The organism is Mycobacterium sp. MS1601 (assembly GCF_001984215.1).
Taxonomy (GTDB): domain Bacteria; phylum Actinomycetota; class Actinomycetes; order Mycobacteriales; family Mycobacteriaceae; genus Mycobacterium.
On sequence record NZ_CP019422.1, the window covers coordinates 69,302 to 93,984 of the forward strand.

The 24,683-nt window shown below is 65.5% G+C and carries 24 protein-coding genes and 1 pseudogene; 16 read left to right on the forward strand and 9 right to left on the reverse strand.

Going from position 1 to position 24,683, the window contains the following annotated elements:
• Positions 1-69 precede the first annotated feature (69 nt).
• The 7 genes from BVC93_RS32065 to BVC93_RS32095 all read left to right on the forward strand — a co-directional run bounded on the left by BVC93_RS32065 (position 70) and on the right by BVC93_RS32095 (position 5,966).
• A complete protein-coding gene (locus BVC93_RS32065; RefSeq protein WP_083741745.1) occupies positions 70-429 on the forward strand; it encodes an ArsR/SmtB family transcription factor in 360 nt (119 codons plus the stop codon).
• A 24-nt stretch (positions 430-453) separates the two neighbouring features.
• Positions 454-1,236 (forward strand): helix-turn-helix domain-containing protein, encoded by a 783-nt coding sequence (locus tag BVC93_RS32070; RefSeq protein ID WP_083741746.1) that lies wholly within the window; start codon positions 454-456, stop codon positions 1,234-1,236.
• A 47-nt stretch (positions 1,237-1,283) separates the two neighbouring features.
• The gene (locus BVC93_RS32075) at positions 1,284-2,249 is read left to right on the forward strand and encodes a sterol desaturase family protein (RefSeq protein WP_083741747.1); all 966 of its coding nucleotides are present in this window, start codon (positions 1,284-1,286) and stop codon (positions 2,247-2,249) included.
• A gap of 17 nt (positions 2,250-2,266) precedes the next feature.
• Complete coding sequence (locus BVC93_RS32080) at positions 2,267-2,674, forward strand: ArsR/SmtB family transcription factor (protein ID WP_157517366.1); 408 nt, start codon at positions 2,267-2,269, stop codon at positions 2,672-2,674.
• A complete protein-coding gene (locus BVC93_RS32085; protein ID WP_083741748.1) occupies positions 2,671-4,638 on the forward strand; it encodes a heavy metal translocating P-type ATPase in 1,968 nt (655 codons plus the stop codon). Before BVC93_RS32080 ends, BVC93_RS32085 begins: the two co-directional genes overlap by 4 nt.
• A 67-nt stretch (positions 4,639-4,705) precedes the next feature.
• A complete protein-coding gene (locus tag BVC93_RS32090) occupies positions 4,706-5,308 on the forward strand; it encodes a cadmium resistance transporter (RefSeq protein WP_083741749.1) in 603 nt (200 codons plus the stop codon).
• A 118-nt stretch (positions 5,309-5,426) separates the two neighbouring features.
• Positions 5,427-5,966 carry a TlpA family protein disulfide reductase gene (locus BVC93_RS32095; protein WP_083741825.1) on the forward strand — a complete coding sequence of 180 codons (540 nt, stop codon included), beginning with the start codon at positions 5,427-5,429 and terminating at the stop codon, positions 5,964-5,966.
• 170 nt (positions 5,967-6,136) lie between these two features.
• Here BVC93_RS32095 and BVC93_RS32100 read toward each other — a convergent pair whose 3' ends face one another.
• Complete coding sequence (locus tag BVC93_RS32100; protein WP_083741750.1) at positions 6,137-6,475, reverse strand: DUF3703 domain-containing protein; 339 nt, start codon at positions 6,473-6,475, stop codon at positions 6,137-6,139.
• Between the two features lie 237 nt (positions 6,476-6,712).
• Positions 6,713-7,096, reverse strand: a complete 384-nt coding sequence (locus tag BVC93_RS32105) for an ArsR/SmtB family transcription factor (protein WP_083741751.1) — start codon at positions 7,094-7,096, stop codon at positions 6,713-6,715.
• A gap of 24 nt (positions 7,097-7,120) precedes the next feature.
• Here BVC93_RS32105 and BVC93_RS32110 point away from each other — a divergent pair, with 24 nt between their 5' ends.
• Positions 7,121-7,807, forward strand: coding sequence for a DsbA family protein (locus BVC93_RS32110; protein WP_083741752.1), 687 nt, complete (start codon positions 7,121-7,123; stop codon positions 7,805-7,807).
• Between the two features lie 243 nt (positions 7,808-8,050).
• Here BVC93_RS32110 and BVC93_RS32115 read toward each other — a convergent pair whose 3' ends face one another.
• Together BVC93_RS32115 and BVC93_RS32120 are read right to left on the reverse strand one after the other, a co-directional pair.
• Positions 8,051-8,395, reverse strand: a complete 345-nt coding sequence (locus tag BVC93_RS32115; protein ID WP_083741753.1) for a thermonuclease family protein — start codon at positions 8,393-8,395, stop codon at positions 8,051-8,053.
• Between the two features lie 54 nt (positions 8,396-8,449).
• The gene (locus BVC93_RS32120) at positions 8,450-9,163 is read right to left on the reverse strand and encodes a transcriptional regulator (RefSeq protein WP_083741754.1); all 714 of its coding nucleotides are present in this window, start codon (positions 9,161-9,163) and stop codon (positions 8,450-8,452) included.
• Positions 9,164-9,425: 262 nt separating this feature from the next.
• Here BVC93_RS32120 and BVC93_RS34350 point away from each other — a divergent pair.
• Positions 9,426-9,670, forward strand: a pseudogene (locus tag BVC93_RS34350) (WhiB family transcriptional regulator).
• A gap of 195 nt (positions 9,671-9,865) precedes the next feature.
• On the forward strand, positions 9,866-10,783 hold the full coding sequence (locus tag BVC93_RS32130) for a hypothetical protein (protein ID WP_083741826.1): 918 nt from the start codon (positions 9,866-9,868) through the stop codon (positions 10,781-10,783).
• A gap of 812 nt (positions 10,784-11,595) precedes the next feature.
• Here the strand turns inward: BVC93_RS32130 and BVC93_RS32135 are convergent.
• The gene (locus BVC93_RS32135; protein WP_083741755.1) at positions 11,596-12,564 is read right to left on the reverse strand and encodes a hypothetical protein; all 969 of its coding nucleotides are present in this window, start codon (positions 12,562-12,564) and stop codon (positions 11,596-11,598) included.
• Between the two features lie 367 nt (positions 12,565-12,931).
• Here BVC93_RS32135 and BVC93_RS32140 point away from each other — a divergent pair, with 367 nt between their 5' ends.
• The 3 genes from BVC93_RS32140 to BVC93_RS32150 all read left to right on the forward strand — a co-directional run bounded on the left by BVC93_RS32140 (position 12,932) and on the right by BVC93_RS32150 (position 16,613).
• A complete protein-coding gene (locus tag BVC93_RS32140; protein WP_083741756.1) occupies positions 12,932-14,140 on the forward strand; it encodes a DUF2637 domain-containing protein in 1,209 nt (402 codons plus the stop codon).
• A 1,328-nt stretch (positions 14,141-15,468) separates the two neighbouring features.
• Positions 15,469-15,900, forward strand: a complete 432-nt coding sequence (locus tag BVC93_RS34355; RefSeq protein ID WP_236950561.1) for a hypothetical protein — start codon at positions 15,469-15,471, stop codon at positions 15,898-15,900.
• Positions 15,897-16,613 carry a hypothetical protein gene (locus BVC93_RS32150; protein ID WP_083741757.1) on the forward strand — a complete coding sequence of 239 codons (717 nt, stop codon included), beginning with the start codon at positions 15,897-15,899 and terminating at the stop codon, positions 16,611-16,613. Before BVC93_RS34355 ends, BVC93_RS32150 begins: the two co-directional genes overlap by 4 nt.
• A 424-nt stretch (positions 16,614-17,037) precedes the next feature.
• On the opposite strand, the gene BVC93_RS34360 is transcribed toward BVC93_RS32150, so the two are convergent.
• From BVC93_RS34360 to BVC93_RS32165, 3 genes are all read right to left on the reverse strand, one after another.
• Positions 17,038-17,376 carry a hypothetical protein gene (locus BVC93_RS34360; RefSeq protein WP_236950562.1) on the reverse strand — a complete coding sequence of 113 codons (339 nt, stop codon included), beginning with the start codon at positions 17,374-17,376 and terminating at the stop codon, positions 17,038-17,040.
• A gap of 340 nt (positions 17,377-17,716) precedes the next feature.
• Positions 17,717-18,649, reverse strand: coding sequence for a ParA family protein (locus tag BVC93_RS32160; protein ID WP_083741758.1), 933 nt, complete (start codon positions 18,647-18,649; stop codon positions 17,717-17,719).
• Between the two features lie 704 nt (positions 18,650-19,353).
• Positions 19,354-20,157 (reverse strand): hypothetical protein, encoded by an 804-nt coding sequence (locus tag BVC93_RS32165; RefSeq protein ID WP_083741759.1) that lies wholly within the window; start codon positions 20,155-20,157, stop codon positions 19,354-19,356.
• A gap of 1,725 nt (positions 20,158-21,882) precedes the next feature.
• Here BVC93_RS32165 and BVC93_RS32170 point away from each other — a divergent pair.
• Both BVC93_RS32170 and BVC93_RS32175 read left to right on the forward strand, forming a co-directional pair.
• On the forward strand, positions 21,883-22,596 hold the full coding sequence (locus BVC93_RS32170; RefSeq protein ID WP_083741760.1) for a ParA family protein: 714 nt from the start codon (positions 21,883-21,885) through the stop codon (positions 22,594-22,596).
• Positions 22,596-23,426, forward strand: coding sequence for a ParB/RepB/Spo0J family partition protein (locus BVC93_RS32175; protein WP_083741761.1), 831 nt, complete (start codon positions 22,596-22,598; stop codon positions 23,424-23,426). Before BVC93_RS32170 ends, BVC93_RS32175 begins: the two co-directional genes overlap by 1 nt.
• A gap of 10 nt (positions 23,427-23,436) precedes the next feature.
• On the opposite strand, the gene BVC93_RS32180 is transcribed toward BVC93_RS32175, so the two are convergent.
• Positions 23,437-23,889: a hypothetical protein gene (locus BVC93_RS32180; RefSeq protein WP_083741762.1), complete on the reverse strand. Its 453-nt coding sequence runs from the start codon at positions 23,887-23,889 to the stop codon at positions 23,437-23,439.
• A 181-nt stretch (positions 23,890-24,070) separates the two neighbouring features.
• Here BVC93_RS32180 and BVC93_RS33715 point away from each other — a divergent pair, with 181 nt between their 5' ends.
• Positions 24,071-24,229, forward strand: coding sequence for a plasmid mobilization protein (locus BVC93_RS33715; RefSeq protein ID WP_192860459.1), 159 nt, complete (start codon positions 24,071-24,073; stop codon positions 24,227-24,229).
• The last annotated feature ends 454 nt before the right edge of the window (positions 24,230-24,683 follow it).

Sequence of the window (24,683 nt, forward strand, 5' to 3'; positions counted from 1 at the left end):
ACGTTCTTCGATGAGACCGATGGTGCGCGACGCATCGACGTTTGTCAATGCGTGTGTCATCATGGGGACATGGCTACCGCGACCGCTGCTGCGTTGACTGCTGATGTGGCCGCCTGCTGCTCACCGCTGACCGGCGGCGTGCTGGATACACCAGCCGCTGAACGTCTTGCCTCGGTGTTCAAGGCCCTGGCCGACCCCGCGCGGGTCAAATTGGTGTCGCTGATCGCCGCCTCCGCCGGCGGGGAGGCGTGCATCTGCGACCTCACCGAACCACTCGGCTTGAGCCAGCCCACGGTGTCGCACCACATGAAACTGCTCGTCGACGCCGGCCTGGTCAGCCGAGACCAACGCGGCAAATGGGCCTACTACCGCGTCAACGCCGAGGCCCTCAACCGCGTCGCCGCCGCGGTGTCGACCCATTCGGCGTAACCCGACCAATCCGGCCCATCGCTCGTGACGACGAACAGGTCTGGCACTGAACCCACCGCTGGACCGCGCTGGGGCGGATCGGCGTTGTTGCGTCCGGGGGTGTTGGCTTTCACCGGATCGATTGGCAGCACCGATGCCCATGCCCATCACGCTGTGCAGGTCATGTCGGCCACGACGGGGTTGGCGGTGCTCGACGACCACGGCACCCGGTATCGCGGCTCGAAGGTGGTCGTGCCCGCCGACGCCGAGCATCGGATCGAGGTCGGCGCGCAGGAGGGGACGGTGGTGTTCTTGGAGCCGGAGTCCGCGCCGGGACGGGCCGCGCACCTGCGGGCCGTGCGCTGCGGGTGGGCGGTCACTCCCAGCTTCGCCTCCACCCGGCGACGCCCGCTTGCCGCGGTGGTTGATGAGCTGGTCGCACAGCTGGCGCCGGCCGCGGCCGCACATGGTGACGTCGCGACGCGTCACCCGGCGGTCGACGACGCGTTGCGGCTGCTGCCCGACCTGACGGCGGCCGGCCCGGTCAGCGGAACAGAATTGGCTGCGCAAGTGGGGGTTTCGGCGAGCCGATTGACTCATCTGTTCACCGAGCAGGTGGGCATCCCGCTGCGCCGGTATGTGTTGTGGACGCGGCTGCGGATCGCGATCACCCGGGTGCAGGCCGGGGATGACCTCACCGGCGCCGCCCATGGTGCGGGGTTCGCCGACAGCGCGCATCTGAGTCGCACCACCCGCGAGATGTTCGGCCTGGCGCCTTCGGTGCTGAGCCGGCATGTGTCGTGGGACCTCGACGAGGGCAGCGGGTAGCCGAAACGTTCAAGCCCTACACCGGGCCGAGCGCCGACCATCAACGCATGAGCGCGATTTCCTCGACATCGACCCGCACCCCGATTCGGATGGTGGCCCGCTACGGGTACGTGCCGTTCATGCTGATCGGCCTCAACGGCGTCGGCATCGCCCTGGCCTCCTCCGGAGCGCCGAAAATCTGGTTGCTCGTGGTTTTGGTGGTCGCGATCGTGACGGCGTTCCTGGTCGAGCGAATCATTCCCTATGACTCCGAGTGGAACCACGACCGCGCCGACAGCATCCGCGACCGCATTCACGTCGCGGTCAACGAAACCCTCATCCTGGCCAGCGTCGCCGCCATCCCGCTCCTGGCGGCGATCGTGCCCGCACCCCACTTGTGGCCGCAGCACTGGTCGTTCGTCGCGCAGGTCCTCACCGCGATTCTGGTCGCCGATTTCGGCATTACCGTCGTGCACCTGGCCAGCCACAAGGTCGGCCTGCTGTGGCGCTTCCACGCGGTGCATCACAGCATCACCCGCTTCTACAGCCTCAACGGCTTGATGAAACACCCGTTGCACCAAACCGTCGAGATGGCCGCTGGCGTCGTCCCGCTGATCCTGATCGGCCTGCCGGTCAACGTCGCCTCAGCGTTGGCGCTGGCGGTTGCCATTCAGCTGCTGTTGCAACACTCCAACGCCGACTACCGCATCGGCCCCGCAAAGTACGTGCTTGCCCTCAATGAAGGCCACCGCTTCCATCACCTCAAATGGGCCGGCGTCGGCGATGTCAACTTCGGACTGTTCACCTTGATCTGGGATCACCTGATGCGCACCTACTCCTATGACCCGGCTCGCCGCTTCGACTCCACCCAGCTCGGCATGGCCGCCAAACCCGACTACCCCAGCGACTACCTGCACCAGATGATCTATCCGTTCACCCGCGGCGGGGGTTGCGCGCTGAAGTCCACGACCGCGACGCCGCACGGCGATGCGCAGACATCGGACTCCGACCCGGCCTCGAAGTATCGCTGCTGACCGGTTATCATCGTTGTATGACGATGAATAAGGCGGGTGGTTGCCTCGCCGACACGACGTCGGGGGAATCGAATCTCGATGCCGCGGTGGCGCTGTTTCACAGTCTGTCCGACTCGGCCCGGTTGGCGATCGTGCGCCGCCTGGCCGACGGGGAGGCCCGCGTGGTCGACCTGATCGGGGAGCTGGGCCTGGCGCAGTCCACGGTGTCGGCGCATGTGGCGTGTCTGCGGGACTGCGGGCTGGTGACCGGTCGTCCCGAAGGTCGGCAGGTGTTCTACTCGCTGACCCGCCCCGAGCTGCTCGACCTGCTGGCCGCGGCCGAGACGCTGTTGGCCGCCACCGGCAATGCCGTCGCCTTGTGTCCCAACTACGGAAACCGTTCGCGCACCGACGCGACGACTGATCCCCAGGAGACTGACCGATGAGCGATGCGTGCGGCTGCGGCAACGACGAACCCCGCAGCGCCGACGAGCAGGAACATGAGCCCGAACGGCTCTGGCAGATCAAGGAAATGCAGCTCGCCGCCCTCTCAGGGATTTTCCTGCTGGCGGGGGTGATTGCGGGATTCATGAACGCCGCTGAACCGGTGGTCCTCACGCTGCAAGCGGTGGCGTTGTTGGCCGGCGCCTACACCTTCGTGCCGTCCACGCTGCGACGGCTGGCCAAGGGCAAGATCGGGGTGGGCACGCTGATGACCGTCGCCGCGGTGGGTGCGGTGATCCTCGGCGAGGTGGGTGAGGCCGCGATGCTGGCCTTCCTGTTCTCCATCAGCGAGGGACTGGAGGAGTACTCGCTGGCGCGCACGCGCCGCGGTCTGCGTGCGCTGTTGTCACTGGTGCCTGATGAGGCCACGGTGCTGCGTGACGGCGCCGAAATAACTGTTGCGCCTGCCGATTTGCGGATCGGTGACCGGATGCTGGTCAAGCCCGGTGAACGGGTCGCGACCGACGGCATCGTCCGCCACGGCCGCACCGCACTCGACGTCTCGGCCATCACCGGGGAGTCGGTGCCCGTCGAAGCCGGGCCAGGTGATGAGGTGTACGCCGGGTCGATCAACGGCACCGGGGTGCTGGAGGTGGAGGTCAGCACCACCGCCGAGGACAACTCGCTGGCCCGCATCGTGCGCATCGTGGAAGCCGAGCAGTCCCGCAAAGGCGCCTCCCAGCGCTTGGCCGACCGCATCGCCAAACCCCTGGTGCCGGGGATCATGGTCGTCGCCGGGCTGATCGCGGTGATCGGCAGCGTGTTCGGGGACTCGGCCACCTGGATCGAACGTGCCCTGGTGGTGCTGGTCGCCGCCTCGCCGTGCGCCCTGGCGATCTCGGTGCCGGTCACCGTGGTGGCCGCCATCGGCGCCGCCAGCAAGCTCGGCGCGCTGGTCAAGGGCGGCGCCGCACTGGAAGGGCTGGGCAAGATCCGCGGCGTCGCACTGGACAAGACCGGCACGCTCACCGCGAATCGGCCCGCCGTCATCGACGTGGCCACCACCAACGGTGCCACTCGCGAGCAGGTACTTGATGTGGCGGCGGCACTGGAAGCGCGCAGCGAGCACCCGCTGGCCGCGGCGATCCTCGCCGCAGCCGAGGACGTCATCGCTGCCGCCGACGTCGAGGCCGTCACCGGTGCCGGGCTCACCGGATGCCGCGATGGGTGCACCATCCGGCTGGGTCGACCGGGCTGGCTGGAGCCCGGGCCGCTGGCCGGTGACGTCGCGCGGATGCAGCGGGCCGGCGCCACTGCGGTCCTCGTCGAAGACGACGGGCAGCTGATCGGCGCGATCGCGGTGCGCGATGAACTGCGGCCCGAGGCCGCCGAAGTGGTCGCCCAACTGCGCCGCGACGGCTATCACGTGGCGATGCTCACCGGCGACAACCACGCCACCGCCGCCGCATTGGCCCACGATGTCGGGATCGAGGCCGTGCACGCCGAGCTACGCCCCGAAGACAAAGCCCGACTGATCGAACAGCTGCGCGCCCAGCGTCCCACGGCGATGGTCGGCGATGGCGTCAACGACGCTCCCGCGCTGGCGACCGCCGACCTGGGTATCGCGATGGGTGCGATGGGCACCGACGTGGCCATCGAGACCGCCGATGTCGCGTTGATGGGTGAAGACCTGCGCCACCTGCCTCAAGCGTTCCGCCACGCACGGCGGGCCCGGCGGATCATGCTGCAAAACGTCGCCCTGTCTTTGGGTTTGATCATCGCGCTGGTGCCGCTGGCACTGTTCGGTGTACTTGGTCTGGCCGCCGTGGTGCTCGTCCATGAACTCGCCGAGATCGTGGTCATCGCCAACGGTGTACGGGCCGGGCGCACCACACCGCTGGCCCCCGCGCCGGTCGATCCAGCCGCCAGTCCCACCAGCACAGCACCGGTAGGCGCGCCGTCATGACCGCCGGCCACACCGGCGTTACAGCTGGTGGGCAGGCGAAAGCGGCTGCAGACATGGGGCCAGGGGCATGATCTTGTCCTCCGTCTTGCCCGCCATCGGCCTGTTCATCGTCACCAACATCGACGACATCATCGTGCTCTCGCTGTTTTTCGCCCGCGGCGCGGGACAACGGGGGACAACGGCGCGGATCACCGCGGGGCAATACCTGGGATTCGCCGGGATTCTGGGCGCGGCGGTGCTCGTGACGCTGGGCGCGGGCGCGTTCTTGCCCCCGGAGGTCATTCCGTACTTCGGGCTCATCCCCCTGGCCCTGGGACTGTGGGCGGCCTGGCAAGCGTGGCGGGGCAACGACGATGACGACGACGACGACGGCAAAGTTGCGGGCAAGAACGTTGGTGTCTTGACCGTCGCCGCAGTCACTTTCGCCAATGGCGGAGACAACATCGGGGTCTACGTTCCGGTCTTTTTGAGCGTGGGACCTGCCGCCGTAGTGGCCTACTGCATCGTCTTCCTCGCCCTCGTCGCGGTCCTCGTCCTCGCCGCTAAATTCGTCGCCACCCGCCGGCCCATCGCCGAAGTCCTGGAACGCTGGGAACACGTCCTCTTCCCGATCGTGTTGATCGGTCTCGGCATTTTCATCCTGGTCCACGGTCTCGCCTTTGAGAACTAAGCAGCCAGAAACGTCGGCGGTGACATCGCCGTCCACAACGTGGCCGTCGCGAGGGTTTGTCAGGACCAGCGTCAGGCGATGTGTCGCCGCCGTCGCGGCCGTTGTCGCCGCGACAGGCCTGGTCACCGGCTGCACCACCGGCGAGGATGCCGTCGCCCAAGGCGGCACCTTCGACTTCGTCTCGCCCGGCGGCCAGACCGCGATCTTCTATGACCCACCCTCGACGCGGGGCACGATCGGCGATCTGAGCGGACCCGACTTGTTCACCGACACACCGATCCGGCTGTCGGATTTCACCGGAAAAGTGGTTCTCATCAATGTGTGGGGCTCCTGGTGTGCGCCGTGTCGCACCGAAACTCCGGAGCTGGAAACGGTGTACACCGAATATCGCGACCGGGGCGTGCAGTTCCTCGGCATCGACGTCCGCGACAACCGCGACACCGCACGCGATTTCGTGACCGACCGCAACGTGCAATATCCCTCCATCTTCGACCCCTCGCTGCGCAGCCTCATCACCCTGGGACGCAACTATCCGACCAGCGTGGTGCCCACCACGATGGTCCTCGACCGCCAGCACAGAGTCGCGGCGGTGTACCTCATGGCACTACTAGCCGAAGACCTACGACCACTACTAGACCGGCTGACCACCGAGCCCTGACACACACCTCATGAATCTCGTGCTCGGCGATGGTCAGGCGAGCGCGAGGAACAGCTCCACTACGCATCCATGGTTTGACTGAGACCGCGCGACGCCCCACCGAATCTGTCTGGTTTCGAGAGAATTTTGGACGTCTCAGTTTCTGTCTCGCGCGTGCTCGCTTGGGTGGGTTAGCTGGTCAGCGTGGCGAGGTCGTCAGGTATGAGCATCGGGGTCATCAGCCCGGCAGCGACACGGCCGGTGTTGCCCACGGGGTACCGCCCGCTCAGCGAGCCTGGCGCCGCGACGATGAGGCGCACGACCTGGCCGAGCGCTTCGCGGCGGTCGCGTTGGCGCAGCGCGAGCGCCAACATCGCGGCGTGGTTGCAGGTATGCAGCCACGGGTCGGGCTGCGACACGATGTGCGCCCGCTCCAGATGTCGCCACCGAGTCGTCGCGTCGGCGGCGTTCTTGGCGGCCGCCATCTCGTTGCGGTAGACCAGGGCGGCCTGGTCGCTGATCCGTGTCATCGGGTGCTCCTCTCGGGGCGGTCAGCCTCGTCGCTGCAGGTTGGCTGCCGACTTAGCGGGTGCGGTGGTGCTGCTCTTGGCGTCTGGCCCAGGGGTGGGGGCGCAGCACTGGCATCCGACCTCAACGGCAGCCGCGGTGCGTGTAGGTGTGATGACGGGTAGGACGGGCCGGGTTGCACCACCGGTCGCGGTCGTTCCGCCTCGGGTTCGGCGGCGCTACTGGATCCGCAGCACGCATCAGACACGATCAGGCTCCTTCCCGGCGGCCACGTTCACCGTGGGCAGCACCGCGGCCATCAACTGACGTCCACGCTCGGTCAGCCGGTACATCACCAACTTTCCCTGCCGCCGCGAGGACACCAGCGAGGCGTTCTTGAGCTGGCGCAAATGATGCGACACCAAACCCTGTGGGAGGCCAATCACCCAGGCCATGTCGCATACGCACAGCTCATCGCCGGCCGCCAACGCCGCGGCGATCGACAACCGGGTGGCATCACTCAAGCCGCGGGCTGCCGCGGCCGCGGCCTGCACCGTGGCGATGTCCGGCACCGCGGTCCGGATCTGCTCCGCGTGGGGCAGGTCCAAACACAGCAGATCGCAGGTACCCAGCGGCTCGCTCATATCCATATACTAAAGTACGTCGATATGAGTATGAAAGGCCTCGGCTCGATCCTGGCCAACACCCGCGTGCTCCTCACGATCTTCGTCATCGCGGTCGCCACCGTTGCGACGGTGGTGTTTCTTTCAGTGCGCGATACCGGCTCGACGGCCGAGGTTGCACTCGACGATTCAACCGCCGGCCAGACAGTCCGAGACAACAGCCACCGACTGAACTCAGTACCCGACAGCGATATCTACTTCGTCGAGTTCCTCGACTTCGAATGCGAAGGCTGCCGCGCGCTCTACCCGGTCGTCGAGCAGCTGCGCGCCGAGTACGGCGACCGGGTGAACTTCGTGCTGCGCTACTTCCCGCTGCGCTCCCACTTCAACGCCGAACGCGCCGCCCGCGCTGTCGAAGCCGCCGCCCAGCAAGGCCAACTCGAAGCCATGTACAAGAAAATGTATGAGACACAGGCCGAATGGGGTGAACAACAGGTTCCGGCCGACGACGTGTTCCGCGAGTTCGCCCAACAACTTGGCCTCGACATGGGCGCGTTCGACGCCACCTACAACGACCCCGCAACCCTGGAGCGCATCCAACTCGACGTCAGCGACGGCACCGCACTAGGCGTCCAAGGCACCCCCACCTTCTTCATCAACGACGAACGCATCCAACCCCGCAGCTATGAAGACCTCACCACCGCACTCGACCAAGCATTGGGGCGCAGCTAGGGCGGCTGTGTCTCGTTTCTAGAGAAACGAGACAGCCATGCACGGCCTAACTTGTGTTCGCATAGCGCCAGGTCGCGGTGTCTCATTTCTTGTCTCACACCTGTGATCGACGACGGTGAATACGCATCTGGAGTGAACTCACCGACGATGAAACGGGCATATCGCGGGTATAAACCGGTCAGCGAGCGGAGGTCCTCCCCTCGCCACGGGCCTTCGCGGGCAGGCGCGTCAGCAACAGCTTGACTAATGCAGATAAGTGCGTCCGTAACGGTCGTGCGCATCCTGGCTCGCATCAGCGATCAGCGCGACCCGACGGTTCAGCAGGATTGAGATCGCGAATTCTGTGGCCTCACGGCCCCAGCATGCCTGGGTGTAACCCGGCCGCTTGGTCTCCGGGGTGTCGATGCCCAGCACGCGCACTCGAAGACGTCCGCGAGCGTCGTCGAGGACGTCCACTGTGTCACCGTCAACCACGCGCAGCACTGTCGCCGTGGCTGCTGCCGCCTCAACCGGAGCGGCGCACGCCGAGGCGGGGGCCGCCGCCACAGCGGCGACCAATGTCAACGCAATCGCCAAACGTGTTCTCACGTATCCATTTTCATGCCCGCATCGACAACCGCCCGCACGAATTTCGGCCACACGTCACGGCTCGGCAAGTTCGGCGATCAACGCTTCCACCCGCGCAGCGCTTCCGGGGTCCATCGGCTTGCCTGTTTCGGCAGACTCCACCAGCTCCGCCGAGAGTCCGCCCACCGCGGCCGCCTCACCGGCGCTCAGGTTCGCCCGGCGCCGTGCGGCGTAGAGCCGCTGGCCCAGTGAGGCTTCCGGATGGGCCGCAGCTTTCAGCATGAGTTCGTCGTAGCGGCGGCGAATGAGCCCCAGAGACTTGACCACCTCAGCCGGCGAGCCCTGGCTGTGGCGCATCGCCCGCGCGGCAAGAGCCTCCAGCTTGCGCAGATCAGCCAGGATCGTCGACGCGCGTTTTACGAAGTCCGGTGACGAGGCCGGGGGCAGATCGTCGATCGCAGTGTCGAAACGGGCCAAGGCCAACTTGAGCGCATCCACCACCAGCACAGCGTTCTCGGACCCATCCGGCGGCGAGGCAGCCACTTCATCAGCCGTGCCTCCGGCCCGGATACGCGCTATCGTTCCTGCCGGCCACTGCAAAAGTTCTTCCAGGGTGTGCCGGGTGCGCTCCCTGGGCCAGGACCGGCCTTTCTCAAAGTGAATCAGCGCCGGGGCTGTGATGACTTTCAGGCGTGCCAGCTCGCGCTGGGAAATACCCAATTCACGTCGGCGAGCTGCGACAGCGGCACCAGCGCGGGCAATCCCGTCGTCTGTGTCGCCTTCCTTCACCGCGTCAGTGTAACCAGCGGTTATCACGGTTTCGGAACATCACGAGGTACATCTTGGCCGGATTTCAGTGAAGTAGGCGCTAACGCTGGGCGGCTGCGACATACAGCCGTAGGCGCAAAACTTCATCATTGAAACTTAGCGCTAGATAGAGTGGCGCTAAATTTAAGTGCTAAAGTTAGCGTCATTCGATAGCTCAGTGGGAGGAGCGACGGTGACAGTGACACTCGAACGACCAACGGTGCGCAAGAGCACCCAGCCATGCATGTCCGACCCCGACAGGTGGGCCGCCGGCGGCGAAGACGCAGAGCTCAAGGCGCTGTGCCGTGGCTGCCCGCGGCGTTGGCAGTGCGCTAAAGACGCCCTCGACACCCCGGGGCCGAGGGCATGTGGTCAGGGGTGAACATCCCCAAAGAAGGTCGAGGCCGCAAATTCGCGCTACGTCAACTGCGTTCACTGGCCGCCCATGGCGGCTTCGATGTCGCAGACGAGCCCTGCACCGACAGCTGACGCTGCCGACGGCGTCGGCAACCCGCGACCGGCAACGAAACTCACTGCGCATCAACGTCTTGCAGGCAGTAAAGCAGAAAGCGTACGCCTCGGCCGGCTGCCAAGGTGGAGATCCGATGCTACTCAGAGGTAGGTCAGGACGTGCGCGATGAAGCTGGGCGGTGCTCGCAGGCGGCGCCGCATATCGTGGAGCTCATGAGCGAGGTACTTCTCCACCACGTTGAGTGCGGCCCCGTATTGCTGCTCAATGGCGCCGCAGCACCAGCCACCGTGCTCACCAGCCTCCCCGGCCCCGACGGCGATACCCACCTATGTGCTCAGCTGGCGAATCCGGTCAAATACCACCTGCCGGCGAGTGCGGAGGCCGCCGACTATCCGGGGGCTCAGCACGGCAGAGACGCGCACGGGCCATTCCTATGGATCTATTACGTTGCGCTGCATCCTCGCGTCCCGGGGACCGACTTGGCCGTCCCGGCCACCGATCTCCCTGTCGATATCTCCTACATCCTTGACCCCAGCATCGGCCAAGCCGATGTCCTCGATGCAACGAAGATGGTGTGGGTCGCGACCGCGTTCCTGGACCACCACCCGGGCCAAGCTGTCTCACCGCTGCCTTCATGGCCCGACCTTGATCACCTCATCACGGCCGGCGCTGCGGGCCCCGAATCCGCGCTCGAAGCCAGCATTGACCGAACACTGGGGCAACTCAGTGCGGTCGCGCGCATTGAGGCGAAGGGAATTCTCCCCCGCCCTCAGTTTCGGGCGGTTCCGGTGGTCGGCGCCCCCGGTTCCGCCTACACCGTCGAGGACGGCCGTGTCCGCTATTACTCCATGGACGTACTTACCGGCCAACCGCGCACGGCCCAAGCCGCCGACACCGACGAACTGCTGTACTGGATCATCGACGACGCGGCCCGGGCGCTGGCATGGAACATTGCCTACCGCTCCCCCGCCGCCGCTCGCGGCGTCAACGCCGACACGCTCAAGGCGACCGTCGCCCTGCCGCTGTGGGTCGCCCTCGTCAGTGCGCTCGACCCACGATGGGGCTCTAAGACGCAAGCCACAATAGACGCTCTACACCGCAAGCCCGCTCCCATAGTGCAGGCGAGCTGACACCCATCGACCGCCGCCGGGTATTACCTCTTCAGGCACATCAAGATCGCGTGAGGGCACGTCGCGCCCTTCACAGCGACAAATGCGCAGTCCGGCCGCGACAAGGACCCCTTTCCCTTCGGGGCGCACCTCCGACCGGTGTATGAGCGATGGACGCCGACCCCACGGTTCGTGTGACAAGCGGTGCTGAGGCCTTACAAAGCACGAGCCGTGGCCCTCGGATGAGATACCCCTGGGGCACACTCGGGCGGCATAGGCTCTTCGTATCGCGCTGCGTCCGCCGCACGGTCGCCAATAGACGCACCGTGCACGCCCTCCGAGATCAGGTGGGCAGCAGCTGGCCGCCGTCGCGGAGGCAGCCGCGGAGTCAGGTAAGAGCTGTATCAATTGAAAGGGATGAGTCTCTATCGCCGACGCGGTTTCACATCTATCCGCGCCTGACTCCCACCGATCGGCAAAGCTTCACGAGTACGGCCGTGTCCGGGAATCGCGCTGAAGCTGCGATCTGCTCGCCACCGAGTGAATCCTGCAGCCGCGCAGGCTGATCGACGCCGACGTTCATACGACTCGCACTCAGACACGCCGAATGCCATTTCGACCACCAGACCCCAGCCGTGAAAGATGATAACCGTAGGCGTGCGGGTTCAAATCGCCATACTGCGACGGTCGCCGCGGTCATCGTCGCGGACATCTTCGTACGCAAAACCGTGCTGCATGGCACTTCCTTCCGGGGGACGACCTGATTCGACGCCGGGCTAGCCCAATCGGGCAGAACTCAGCCTAGGAACCGGGCGACATTGCATTGCTGTGCGCTATTTGCAGTTGTACAGGTCGTCGATCCCGCTGCCGATGGTCATTCCTGCGACGCTGAGACCCAACAGCGACGTGCCCATAGTGGGTGCGGTCCCTGCGACAGCCCCAACCGCGGTCAGCATCCCTCCCGCCACCGTCAGTCCCGCTTTCACCGTGTCGCCGCCGTCGCACCGAGGGAACAGGTCGACCGGCCCAGGGTCGATGTTCATGTCAACGACGGTGACCGGATTGGGCGCGGGAGGCATCTTTATGGGGTCGCCTGTCACCGCGGGCGGCGGTGGCGACCACCCGGGAATGGGTTGGCCTTGGAGTTGGCGGCCGGTGAAGTCCTGCAACGGCGCGGGAACCGTGATGGGGGGCAGGGGCGCAACCGGATCGGGCCGCGGCGGCGGGCTCTGCGAAAGGGCGCGGGGCCCGAATCCCAGCATGGTCGTGCCGCGATCCGCCTCGGTAGGCGCGTCGCCCGTTGGGGAATCCAGCTTGGTCCGCAATTGTGCGGCCAGGTGCTCCCCAACAGCCTGGGTTGCCCGAATCAGCTCATCCTGTTCGGCGACATGGCCACGTAACGCTGCCAGCAACGCCTTCTGACTACCCGGTGCATCCAAACATGTTGTGAGGTAGGCAATGTCGGCGTCCGCGGCGGTGATGATGGACGCCGATCGCGTATGTGCGGTGCGGTTGACTTCGCTGGCTTCACGCAGGTACATGCCAAGGTTGGCGTCGTGGGCGCCCAAGTCCGTTAGCCGGCGTGTTGCAGTGTCGGCAACGCAGTCATAAGGATTCGCCGTTTCTCCGGCGGTGCTGCCGCTTACGGTGCGTCGGCTGGTGTCGGTCTCCGCGGCGAGGTCGCCGAGGCGGGCGCCGAAATTGTCAGCGGTACTGGCACCGCTGTCGGCGGGTGGCGTGAGAAGACTGTGGGTCTGCAACAGCGTCTGCTGTGCGAGTTCGATGACGGCCGAGATTGCCATGTATTCGAGTATCCGACATACCGAAGGTTGTCTGTGCACTTTCTTGTCGCGCACTCCCAGCACTCGCTGTCGGCTACCCGAGGTGCTCACTGTGTCCTGAGCTCGGGTGTTCGTCGCGCGTAACCCCGACTGCTGACCCACTGGGACAACGCATTCGACGAAGCCTGCTCCTCCGTCCAAGCACGGCCAGAGCACTTACGACCTTCGCTGCAGCTCAGTACATAGACTCACTCGCTCGAGAGGCGGCTCGTGGTCCGGCCGACAACAGCCCACCGTCATCATCGTATTCGGCGTCGTTCGCGGGTAGTCCCCCACCGTCAAAGAAATCGTGCACGCGAGGCGTCGGGGGCGGCCATAGGGTTGAAGCATGATTCTGCGCGACCAGCGGAAGCCACAGCAGGCCTTGTCAGTTACCGAAAGCACCACCGCAGACGAGTCTCGGACCCACGCCGCGACCTTCTTCCTTGGCTGGTTGATTCTGGCAGCGTCGATGTCCGTAGCCGGCAATGTCGGGCATGCCCTCCTGATCGCCCCGTCGGATACTCGTGAGCTTGCCGCCCTCGGTGCTCTGGTACCTCCGATCGTGCTTCTTGCAGCGACACATTCAGCGGCTTGGCTGGTGCGAGCTCGTTCGGCCGGCTGGGTCTATTGGGTGGCGCTGGCGCTCACCGCGGCCCTGGCGCTGGGCTCGTTTGCACTGTCGTTTGACGCCCTACGCTCATTCGCAGTGATGTTGGGCATCCGAGAATCTATGTCGTGGATCTGGCCGGCAGTGATCGACATCGCGATCGCGCACGCGACACTGTGCCTGCTCTCGCTGAGTACACCTAGGAAAAGAGCGGAACCCGAGTGCAAAAGCGCTGACACTGAGAAGATTTCGGATACGGCGACTAAAGCTGCCAAGCTTTATCACGAGAACTTAGCGGGCACTTCGCCGGCATCGGATCATCCCGACGAGCCGCAGCCCTCGTCAGCGGAGTTACCGATGCCGTCTGCTGCACCAGCGACGCTGCCCTCGGTGAAGGCGAAGCAGTCATCGCCCACGATCGCCCAGACCGCCACCAGCGTAGAGTCCGAGTTTGCCGCCGCGCCGTCCCTGCCGAGCGCAGCGGCGGCCGCCGCGACCGAGCCGCCGCGATGGCAGGACCGCTCGTTGACTGCAGTACCGGCGAGGAAGCCCGACCCTTCGGCGATCACGGCGTCCCGTCCGGCGGCCGCAGGGCCGAACATGGAACGCGACGAGATCTTCGAGCACTGGCAGCCGGTCGCTGAGTCGCTGGTGCGCGACGGGGTGACGACCAAGGACGCCGCCTTGATTACCAGGATCCTCGCCGAGAACGCTGCCGGCACACCACCGACCACCATCGGCCGCCGTCACGACGTCCACCACTCCACGGTCAACCGAATCCTCTCGGCTGCACAACAGGTCACCGAGCCAGCGCCTCGGCGAGGACCCGGGCGCCATGGTGTGCCGGAAGGCGACGAACTCGGAGATGCACTGGATGGATGCGGACCATGGCCGGCGCAGAGGGTAGATACGCGGCGGACCTCAGGTACTGCCGTCGGTCGCGCTTAGCTGTCTGGGGGTAAAAGAAGCGTGAGCAGAACAGATAGCGTGCCCGGTATTCGTCGCCGCGCGCAAGCCCAGCTCAGGCGCGATCGCCCTCCACGCATGACACCGACTCGGCAACCAGCGCGGCCGCCTCCCCCCCTTCACTTTGTTACCCGTGTGAAAAGTGGTGCGGCGTGTCATACGCGTTCGGACCGACAGATGCGGCATGCTCACAGGCGAGCGCGGATATCCGCGCTTCGCTGAGACCCGCCCGGTGCCCAGGGCACCTTTGCGCCCTTAACGCGGATATCCGCGCTGCAGGGGCCCGACCGACGAGGAGAGGAGCCTGCCCACGCAGCCTGTCGCTGCACCGTAATCAACTGCACCACAACTACATACGCATCACGCGAGACCCCTGAACGGCGAAACCCCCGGTCCACTGGACCGAGGGCCGTCGAATCCGAGTTGCCGCTCGAATCCGGTGTGCTCTCGCGCTCTCCCCCTCGCTGAAGGGAATCGTCATGAAAGACGCATTCCACGGTAGCGCACGCGTACCTTCAATTCCATACGCGGCGCTTCGTGACCCCATTGCCGTCCCGACCCGCCCGTACCACGGCTCCTCACCCCGGCTGCGACGCCGCGGCGTCGCCCACACCGCACCGGTGTGGATCCGCCGCGCCGGCGGCCACTGCTTCGACCGGGCCCCCCGCATCGTCCTGGGGGTTGACGTTCACTGGGGGGCGATCCCGTGCTGGACCGGTCGCGCCCACCGGTGGGCACACTTTACCGTGCCAGCCGCCTACCACGCCCGGTACGAAACCCATTGCCGTCCGGCAATGCCGAACAACCCGGTGAGCCTGAAATCGCTTGTCGCTGTGGCCGAGGCGCGCGCCTCCTTCGCCGACCACCGCACCGGGCGTAACTGCCGGCCCACCAACGAACGCTTGGCCGAGATGACCGGCCTGTCGGTACGGACAGTCCAACGCGCCTCCACTGCCCTGCGGCTGCTTGGCGTCGCCACCGAGGTCATGCGGGGCCGGCAGCGCACCCGCGACGAGCGCTACGCCAGCTGGCGCGTTGGGGACCGCGGCCGCGGCTGGGCATCAGTGTGGGCCTTGCACGACAGTCGAATCGGATCCCTGTCACCCCATCCCGCAGGGTCTCTTTTAGATCTTCAAAGTTCTTCTAAGAAATTACTCACTACCCGCACCCGACCAAAGGCCGGTAGCAGCGCCGCTCCGCGTCGCACAGCCCTGAACACACGAGCTCTGGCCCTGGCAAACCGATGGATCTGCGATCGGCAAAGCCCCTCCTGGGCCCGGCGCTACCGCACCGGAACCCCCTGGGCACCAGTGCTCGCCGAGGTCGCCCGCCACGGCTGGACCCCCAGAGACATCAACCAACTGATCACTGACTGGGCCGGCACCGGCCACTGGATCCCCGACGCACCACACAAGCCCATCGGTCTGCTCGGCGCTATCCTGTCCGCACACGGCAACCCCGCCGACCGACCCTCCGCTCTTGACGAAGAGCGCGAAGCCGCCGAGCTGGCCGCCTCCCGCCAACGCATCGCCGCCCAGTTCGCCGAACGCAAAGCAGCCCAGCAGGCCCGCGACACCGGCCGTGCCGCCCTCCACGGCGCAGGACACCGCGCCGCGCTCGCCGCCGCCCGCGACGCAGCCCAACGCGCACAACGGCGCCGCGCCGACGAACAACGCCACGCCCTGGACGAGATCGCGCGTCAAGTACACCAGCGGCGACAATCTCAGGGCGACAACACATGACCGCCGTGCCCGGCCTCCCCCAGCCGGTAACCGTGCTGCCCTGCCACACCAACCCCGATCAGTGGTTTAACCCGGTCGCACGCACCACCAGCCTTAAAGAATGCCTGGCCTGCACCTATCGGCAGGGCTGCGCGCAACGCGCGCTACACCTGCAGCCGACCGACGGCATGTGGGCAGGAGTGTGGATCAGCAACGACTTCGACGACGTTGCGCCACTGCTCACTGCGATCGCCACCGACACACCCTGCAAGCGGGTCGGCGCCGACGACACCGAGGCACTCAGGGTGACCGCCGTGGTCGGCACTGCCTCACCGCCACCCCCCGCGACAACCGCCGCAGCACACGTATTGAGGGCACGGCGGCCGCCGACGTCACCCGAGGCGCCGCGGTCGCTGGTCCTCGCGCGCTGCAGCGGGCATTGCGAAGTGATGGCCCCCGGCTGCGCCCTTGCCGCTCATGAACTCGCGTCGCGGCTACCAGGCCGCGAGATCAACGATCCCGCACTGCTTTACGCCGTTTGCCGGCCCTGCGCCGAGGTTGTGCAGTCACTCGACACTCCGATCGCCCGGCGCCTCGGCTACACCCTGGAGCCGGCCGACGCTGCCGCCTCAATACCATTTCTGTGGCGCCAAGCCCACCGGGTGCTCCTTGATTCCGGCGGTGCACTCACCTCCGCCGACCGGCATCGGCACCTCGATAGTCGAGCGAGGTAACCCACTGGTGTCGCCGGATGCACCACCTCCGCGCGTCCGCCCCTCGGGCACGCTGTGCGACAGCACGCGTCAACACCGACAGCCGTCGCGGATACTCCACCGCAGCCCGATCGCCCCGGACCACCCGTACCAGAGCCGCCAAGTCCGTGCGGCGCAGCCAGCACCACCTCACCGGCCTGCCAGTTCTCGCGAACCCACAACGAGGACGCGGCTCGCGACGAAGGCCCTGAGGCTCGACGGCACAGCGTCGGTGCAGCCACACATGCCCGCTCCGCGTGCTGCGGTCCGGACACCGCCACACCGCACGGCGCGCTGGACTCCGTTGCCGTGAACGACCAACAGCCGGGGCAGTACTTCGAGGCGACAATCCCAGCAGCGCGTCCATCCCGCCGCCGAACCGACGCACCGCGACAACCTCAGACGGTTACTCCTCCGGCAACAACTCGAATGCATACCGCAACGCTTGTTCCACCAAAGCGCTGCGGGTCCCCGCATTCCACGCCTGCACCAGATCATCGAGACGCTGAGCATTGCTCGCCGTGACCCCGGACAGCACGACCGTCCGCGGTGGGTGCGCATGCCGCCGGCGCCGAGGTACGGCGTTCGAGGACGGTCGCTCGAAGAGCTGCCCCTCCCCCACCGCCGCCTGTTGATTAGCCCACGTCGTGGCCAACCGCGGCGCGTGGGCCTCGATGGCGTCCAGCACGATCGTGCCCATCGTGCGCGCCAAGCCACGACGCAGCTTCTTTTCCGCGAGCAGCACCCGATAAAACTCCTCGTACACCTCCGCAGACAGAAGCACTTCGGGAGGCCGGGTCCGCGGCGTCGACGAAGGCAGCGCGACGGATGGGCGCGAGCGTCTTGGTGCTGGCTGTCTCATCTCGGTAACGCCCTGCGCTGGGGATCGGCAGGAGCCACCAGCGGCACGGCCGGAGCGGCATTCCCAGACGCAACCGGTGGCGGCGCAGCTGGAGCCGAGGACGTTGGCGCAACCGGTCCGCGCTGGGCAGACGGTGCCGCCTTCGGCGTCGGCCACAGCTCATCGAGATCGTCGTCCAGCGCCGACGGGTCGAACACTGGCTTAGCTTTGTGACGTGTGGGGCTCATCCGACTCGCTCCTGCACGGGGGTTTCCGCCTCAAACTTCATCAACCGCGCGACGATCTGACGCACCAGCTCTTGATAGTCGGCCGCGAGGCCGCTCGGATCGCTCGCCCACATCGCGCGGCTCGGGCTTTGTTTCTCGCGCAACTTCGCCAAACGGCTGCGCCGCTCATCGTTGGCCAACGCCACCAGCTCGCCCGCGGTGCGATGCAAAGAACGCATATCCACCGCGGCCGCCGGCGCCGACCGAATAGTGATGTCGAACGGCGTGGTGCCGCTGCCCTCCAGCATTTCACTAACTTGGCTGAACACCTCCTCGTTCCGTTTCGTCGCTCGCGGGTTGACATCGAACAAGAGCACACCGAGCAACTGGATAGAGGCACCGCGCTTGCGGGCACGCCAAAACCGCTTTGCCAACCGTTCCACACCGCCGAGGCTCGCTTGATCGTCACGCGTCGGAATGAGCAGGTAGTTGGCCAAAGCCAAATACGTATCCAACAGCGGCACATCGCCGGGGCCGGAATCAATGACCACCAGGTCGTAGCGTTCGGACTCGCACAAACTCTCTAGCTGCGCCTCGAGGTTGGCGGCCATATCAATCCCGTTTTCCGCCATCAGATGTGCCGCCGCGCCCACCACGGCCAGCTGCGGCCCACCAGCAATCACGTCGAGATTCGGACGGACATTACGCACCGGCACCAATGGGGCGCCGAACTGCAGGGTCTGCGCCAGCGACTGCCCACGATCCCCCGTGACCCCCAGGTCCTCAACCGTCACATTCGCCTGCGGGTCACCGTCGACCACCAGGACCCGTCGACCCCGCTTACCGGCCGCGGCAATCATCTCGGCGACCGCAGCCACCGTCGTCGACTTGCCGACCCCACCTTTCTGGTTGGCGACCAGGATGGCCCGTGCATGCCCACTCATTGTCATGCCGGGCAACCTACGACAAGCGCCGCGGATAGCCGCGCCGTCACACACCCGCGACACCGAACTGTTACCAATGTGACTGACGGGACGTATGGCGATCAGTGTGGCGGGACATGAACTCGATCGTCGCGTGGTGCGGGCACCTCGCCCGCACCACGTCCGTACGCGTGACCGGTAGCTGACCCGTTTCTCCGAGCGTCTACCTGCACGTGTGCACGCACGACAACTCGACGTCTGTCCGCGCGTGCTTACCGTAGTGCGCACAGACGTGCTTACGAGCGTCGTACAAGCCGCAAGTCGTGCGTGTTATCCACTGTGTGCACAGACGTGCGTACGGACGTCGTACAACCCGCAAGTCGTACGTGCGAGCCTCGTCAAAGGCACGGTTTTGACCCGCGATCACTGCGGGAAAAGGCCGGAAACGTGCAGTGTGCTGACGCGACAAAGACCTGTTACAAACCCGACCATCATGCGTATGGAACGCGCGGTTTATGCCGTCACACGCACGGGTCAAGCTCGACCGTCACACGGTTTTCGTCCGGATACTGCAGCTCAACGCACGTTGCCTCTTAGTACCAACGAAGTGTGGATAACTGGCTGGGGGACTGGTCAACCGGCGCCTCTGATACGTGATTAACGGCAGGACAGCGGGGGAGAGGACACCGACTGAAACTCGCGTTGTGGCTGAGCTTCCGCGGAGTGGGCCCTCAGATCGCCAAATTAGCCTGCGGCCGCAACGAACCAGCCGACCGCTTCACCCCGTCACCGGTGCCCACCGCCGCAAAACTGCTCCGCAGCGCGTCCACGCGGTTCAGCACCGCATGAACTCGGTACGGACGTGAACTATCGAGCGCGACTACCGCCTCGGATGTTCTCATCTCGGCAGCCGCCAGGCTCAAGACCGCCATCGTCGCCGGAGTAAAGCCGCCCTCGCGGGCATCAATGGCCAACTCATCGATCCATTCGCGCTCGTCGTCGCTAAGTCGATATTGCTCCGCAAGACCCACCATGTCGACGATCAACGACCGCAATGCCTCCCAATGTGCATTGAGCCAGTCGTTTTCAACCGCCCGCCGCTGCGATGAGTACCGCTGCGCCTGTCGCGCCGTCCGGGACAGTTTCTCGTCGGGCCGGTCATAACGCAGTAATGCTTCCAGCCGATCGATACGGTCCACAACCCCCTGCTTGCCGACGCCGACCTGGGCGCCGAGCTGAGATAAAAACAAGCCGCGCTCGCGTCCGGCCTTGAGGAAGTGCAGTTCGCGCCGGCGGTCTTCCCACCACAACCAGTTATTAAGCGTGAGAGCATCGCAGATGTCAGCTTGCAGAACCCACCGCGGAATGTTGCTGCCGCTGTATTTCCGCAGGTAATCAAGCACTTCACGAGGATCGGAGTCCTCGGCGTCCGGTAGGAGGTCTCGGTGGCGGTCATCGACCTTGCAGCGGCGGCGAGCGATCGCGAGGATGGCGCGCGTGGCCTCGAGTTGGTGAACTTTGGGACGCGTGGCCACGCCGTCAGTATTTCACTGACACATAGGCCTTCCGCGATCATCACCGCCGTGTCGCTCGCCCGGCCACTCACTACCCGGGCGGTGCAAACTCCGTCGGGAGCCGTCCCCGAATCACCACGGGCGGGAGGGGCACACGTCCGTTGTACAACGCACCGTCCGTCCGGGCACCCCGATGCGTCACGTGACATAAACCTGCTGGAGTCATTGGACGTTGGCGAAGCCGTGTTTAGGCCGACCGTGCGGAGCCTTATCGCCGGGCACTAGTTCTGCTCACCTCGACCGTGCCACCGAAGGTGCATATCGAGTTGCACCCCACGCCACCAAGCGCGCGCTACGGCAACGGGTACCCTCCTCGCGTCGAGCCGCAGTGGGAACGCCGTAGACCCTCCGGAAGGCCGGGGGCGGTGACCCTTGGGATCGTGATCGGATCCCCGGTCCCTCGGCCGAATGGCAACGGTGATCGGGTCCTTGCGCTGACATGGTCACGGACGAGCGCAACTGGTCCACACCGCATCGACCCGGATACGGCAGAGCCGCCCCGCCTCCACGCACGGGCCATCCGTAGAGAGAAAAAAAGTCCTGTCTTCGCTCGCCGCGATCGCCTCCAAGGCGTAAACGAATCCGAATTAGAGCGTCCCACTCCGGTAGGAGCGGCTGAGGCTGACCACCAAGGCCTGTAGAAGTGCGGCGCTGCCCACCACTCACCCGAACTCACTGGCGTACGAGGCGGCGTAGTTCGAGCGTTTACGCACACGTGCGCCAACCGCCGCAACGTGAGCGAAAAGCCACCCGATGCTGGAGCGGCAGCGGCGGTCACCGGGGGGCGTGGGGGAGTGGGGACAGTGTGACCTGAGCCCGGCCGAGGCGCGGCGCACGTTCGGGGTTGCGTTCACTGGCGGCAGCACTCCGCGACCTCAAGACGCGAGCTGAGGGACAGGCGTTTGATCCGCATTCCCCGGGCCACCATGTGAGCGTGCGCCGACGAGTCCCTCGCCAGGAAACCGGCGGCCTAGACCAGAGTTTGAGGCACACCCCCCGCCGGAAAGGGGGGTGCTGCAAGACGGGATTGCCATAGCGTCCGCTACCTGGGGTCGCTTGTCGGCTGGAGCAGGGGGGTGACGACACCCCGTGCGCGAGGTTTACCGGTTTACCGCGGTAAACCAGGACACTACGTGTCGCGCGGTCGAGTTCGGTTCGCTGACCACGATGGCGGCCACGTCGCGAATGCGGCGCGTTGCAGCGCCTGCGGGGGTGGGCAAAGCTCAAACATGACCAACGCGGCGAACGTCGCGGTGATTAGCGGCCTAACGTCGTCACGGTATTTACCCGACACCTCAGCGAGTTCAAGCACCCAACGCCAGTGGGGAACAACCGCATCACGGCACCCGTCGCAGCGAGCAGTTGCGGATGCTGCGAGGTGACTAGGACCCGCACGGAACGGCCAAGGGTTTCGCTAACGTCCCGGGGCGAAAACGTTCATCGAACTTTCTGCCTACCCCGAGGGATGTGGTCTCGCTGCCCCACGATGACCGTACCCCGTAGTGACGCTCCGCTGCGTCCACAGGTCCACGGGGCGGCCTACGCGAACTGGTTTACCGCGGTAAACCAGCGTCCCCAATTTCGCCCTGCGTGTCGCACGGGCCATCACCACCCCGATCTCCTAAGGTGAGCGGGTCTGATCCGAAGTACCCCGCACAGTCGGGGGAAGCACACGGAGGGCCATCTATGGCTATTCATGTCGTCCTGAACCAAAAAGGCGGCGTCGGTAAGAGCACCATCTCGGTGAACCTTGCTGCAGTGACTGCCGATGTTCTCAATCGAGGCGACGATCCGGAGTCCAGCTCACCAGTTCTCGCCCTCTCGGTCGACCCCCAAGGCTCCGCGGTCTGGTGGGCATCCCGAATGGACGACCTGCCCTTTCACATCGCGCAAGCGCACGACGACCTCGCCGGGCTCGCCGCATTGAAAAACCTGCCAGGCATTCAACACGTCTACGTGGACACTCCGGGCTGGATCGACCTCGACTCAGACGGCAACGGGGCCGATCCGCTAGGACGGGGGCCGGCGGCTGAGGTACTGCGAGCAGTACTGGACATGGCTGACCAAGTCATCGTGCCAATCGAAACCGAACCGTTGAGTTTTGATCCCACCGCGCGGACCATCACGAAAGTGCTACAGCCGCGGGGACTGCGCTACTTAGTGGTCATCAACAACTGGGACCCCCGCGATGGAACCTACGATCTCAACCAGACCAAAGACTTCGTCAAAGCCAATGGGTGGCCCCTGGCCAACACCGTGATCCGCCACTACAAGTTGCATGCCCGCGCCAGCGCCGAAGGGCAAGTCGTCACGGAGTACCCCCTCAACAGGGTGGCCCTGCAGGCCCGCGAAGACTTCTACAAGTTCGCGCTGGAGCTCAACGTCGGGGGAGTGCGCTGATGGCTCGGGGACAACGCACAAATCTGGCCGACCTTGCGGGCGCCGTCGGCACCCATTCGCCCGTCGATACGGTTGCCAAGCGCGATGACGCATCCGGACGCACCGTCCCTCTCAACGACCTCACCGCCAACCCTCGTAATCCCCGCGACGACGTCGGCACCCTCGACGACCTCGCCTCCATCGCCGATCTGCAACTGCAACCCGTCCTGGCCGTCACACGCGAGGCATACGGCAAGCTCTACCCGGACGACGAGATCGGCACACCCTACGTCGTGATCAACGGATGCCGGCGCCTCGCGGCCGCCCATATGTACGGGCGGACCGACCTCATGGTCATCATCAACGACCTCGTCGCGCGCGACCACATCACCCTCATCTCCGCCTCCATCGCCGAAAACGTAGATCGGCAAGACTTCGACGTGATCGAGGAAGCCAAGGCGGTCGAAACCCTCGTCACCGCCTGCGGCAGCGCCGACGCGGCGGCCACCCGGCTGCGCAAGACCAAAGGCTGGGTTTCCCAACGCCGCGCACTGCTCAAGCTTGCGCCCGAACTGCAGCAGGCACTACGCGGCGGCGAACTCGCGATCCGCGAAGCACGCAGCCTCGCCCGAGTCCCGATGGTTGAACAGGTCGCGCGCTGGACCAAGACCATCAACCGTGACGAAGACACCGACGGCAAACCCGCCGACACCTATCGTCCCCCGAGCCGGGCCCGCGTGCTCGCATCCGCCTTAGCCGACTTCCACAACAAACCCGAAGACCTCGCCTCGGCGCTGCGCACCTATCTGGGCGCCGACGGAGTCCAACGGCTACGCGAGCTGCTGCACTAGAACCGCAGGGTCAAAACCCAGCCAGGTCACCGAGGTGACCGGGTGTCATGAACTGTCCCAACGCGTCAAGATAACGCTGGGCCACCACCCGATACTTATCGCTGGCTTCCTGACCAGCCCGCTCGGCATCAAGGAGATCCTGCTGCGCAGCGATCAGCAGACGATTGGCCTCTTGTAGCGACACAATCTGTGATTGCAGGTCCTGAATGCGCTCATTCGGCGCTGCCAATGTTGTCGACGGTGACGAGAGCGCCCCGGCGACGGGCGGCAACTCGCTGGCATAGACGTACCAACGCAGCCGCTCCGGACGGGGCATCGCGCCGCCGCGCAGCGTGCCCGCCCGAATCGCCTTGATCAGCGTGCGGGGGTCTCTCCCCAAACGCGAGGCAGCCTCCTGCAACGAAACCACATCTCCCTGTGGCTCCGTTTCCACCCCCGGCGGCGGCTGCTTCGGTTCGGACATCCCGCTTTCTGCTCCTGAGGAGTACGTTTACAGCATTATGCTCCAATTTAGGCGCATTGGGAACGTCACGGCCCTGACACGGGCATCCGCATGTCCCTAAATAGCGTCATCATGTCGTAAACTAAGCGCATTGCGCAGAAAGGCTTTGGCTGGACTGCGACCGAGACCGGAAGGAACCGCGATGAGTGAAACCCGTCAGCGCACTGCGGGTGTGTTCGTCCGTTTCACGCCCGCGCAGCTCGAAGTGTTGCAAAACGAGGCGCGGGTGCAAGGGTGCAGCGTCCCCGAGTTGCTGCGCGACCGTTCGCTCGGCCAGAACTACAGTCGCGCCGCGTCCTAGCCTCAACCGCAGGACGCGCTGGCTGCAACAAAATAGCGCCGACGGAACGTTTCCCGCCGAGGATGCTCGGCCACGTGGTGGCCTGGCTGCGACGCTTCGACGGGGGATGGGTGGCGGTGGTCGAGATGGCCGTATCGAGCTCTAACGGGCGATCGAGTGTCACTGCGACCTGATGGCTTCCCGCGGGCGACGTCAGTCCCGCGGACGGCCACCGTGATCAACCGGCCGGTCGTCGTTTGCAGACTTAACGAACCGGCCAACTACGCAAGGCCTTTGCACACGGCAAGGGCATCGATCGCCTCGGTCAAGGTGATGGCGGCGACACCTAACCCGGCCCAGGTGACCCCGGCGGTGAGGGGGCCGGTGGTCAGAGCGACGGCGGCTCCGATGCCGGCTCCGGTGACCTGTCCCGTTACTGCGAGGACTTCACGGCTGTCACAGTTGGGAATAGATC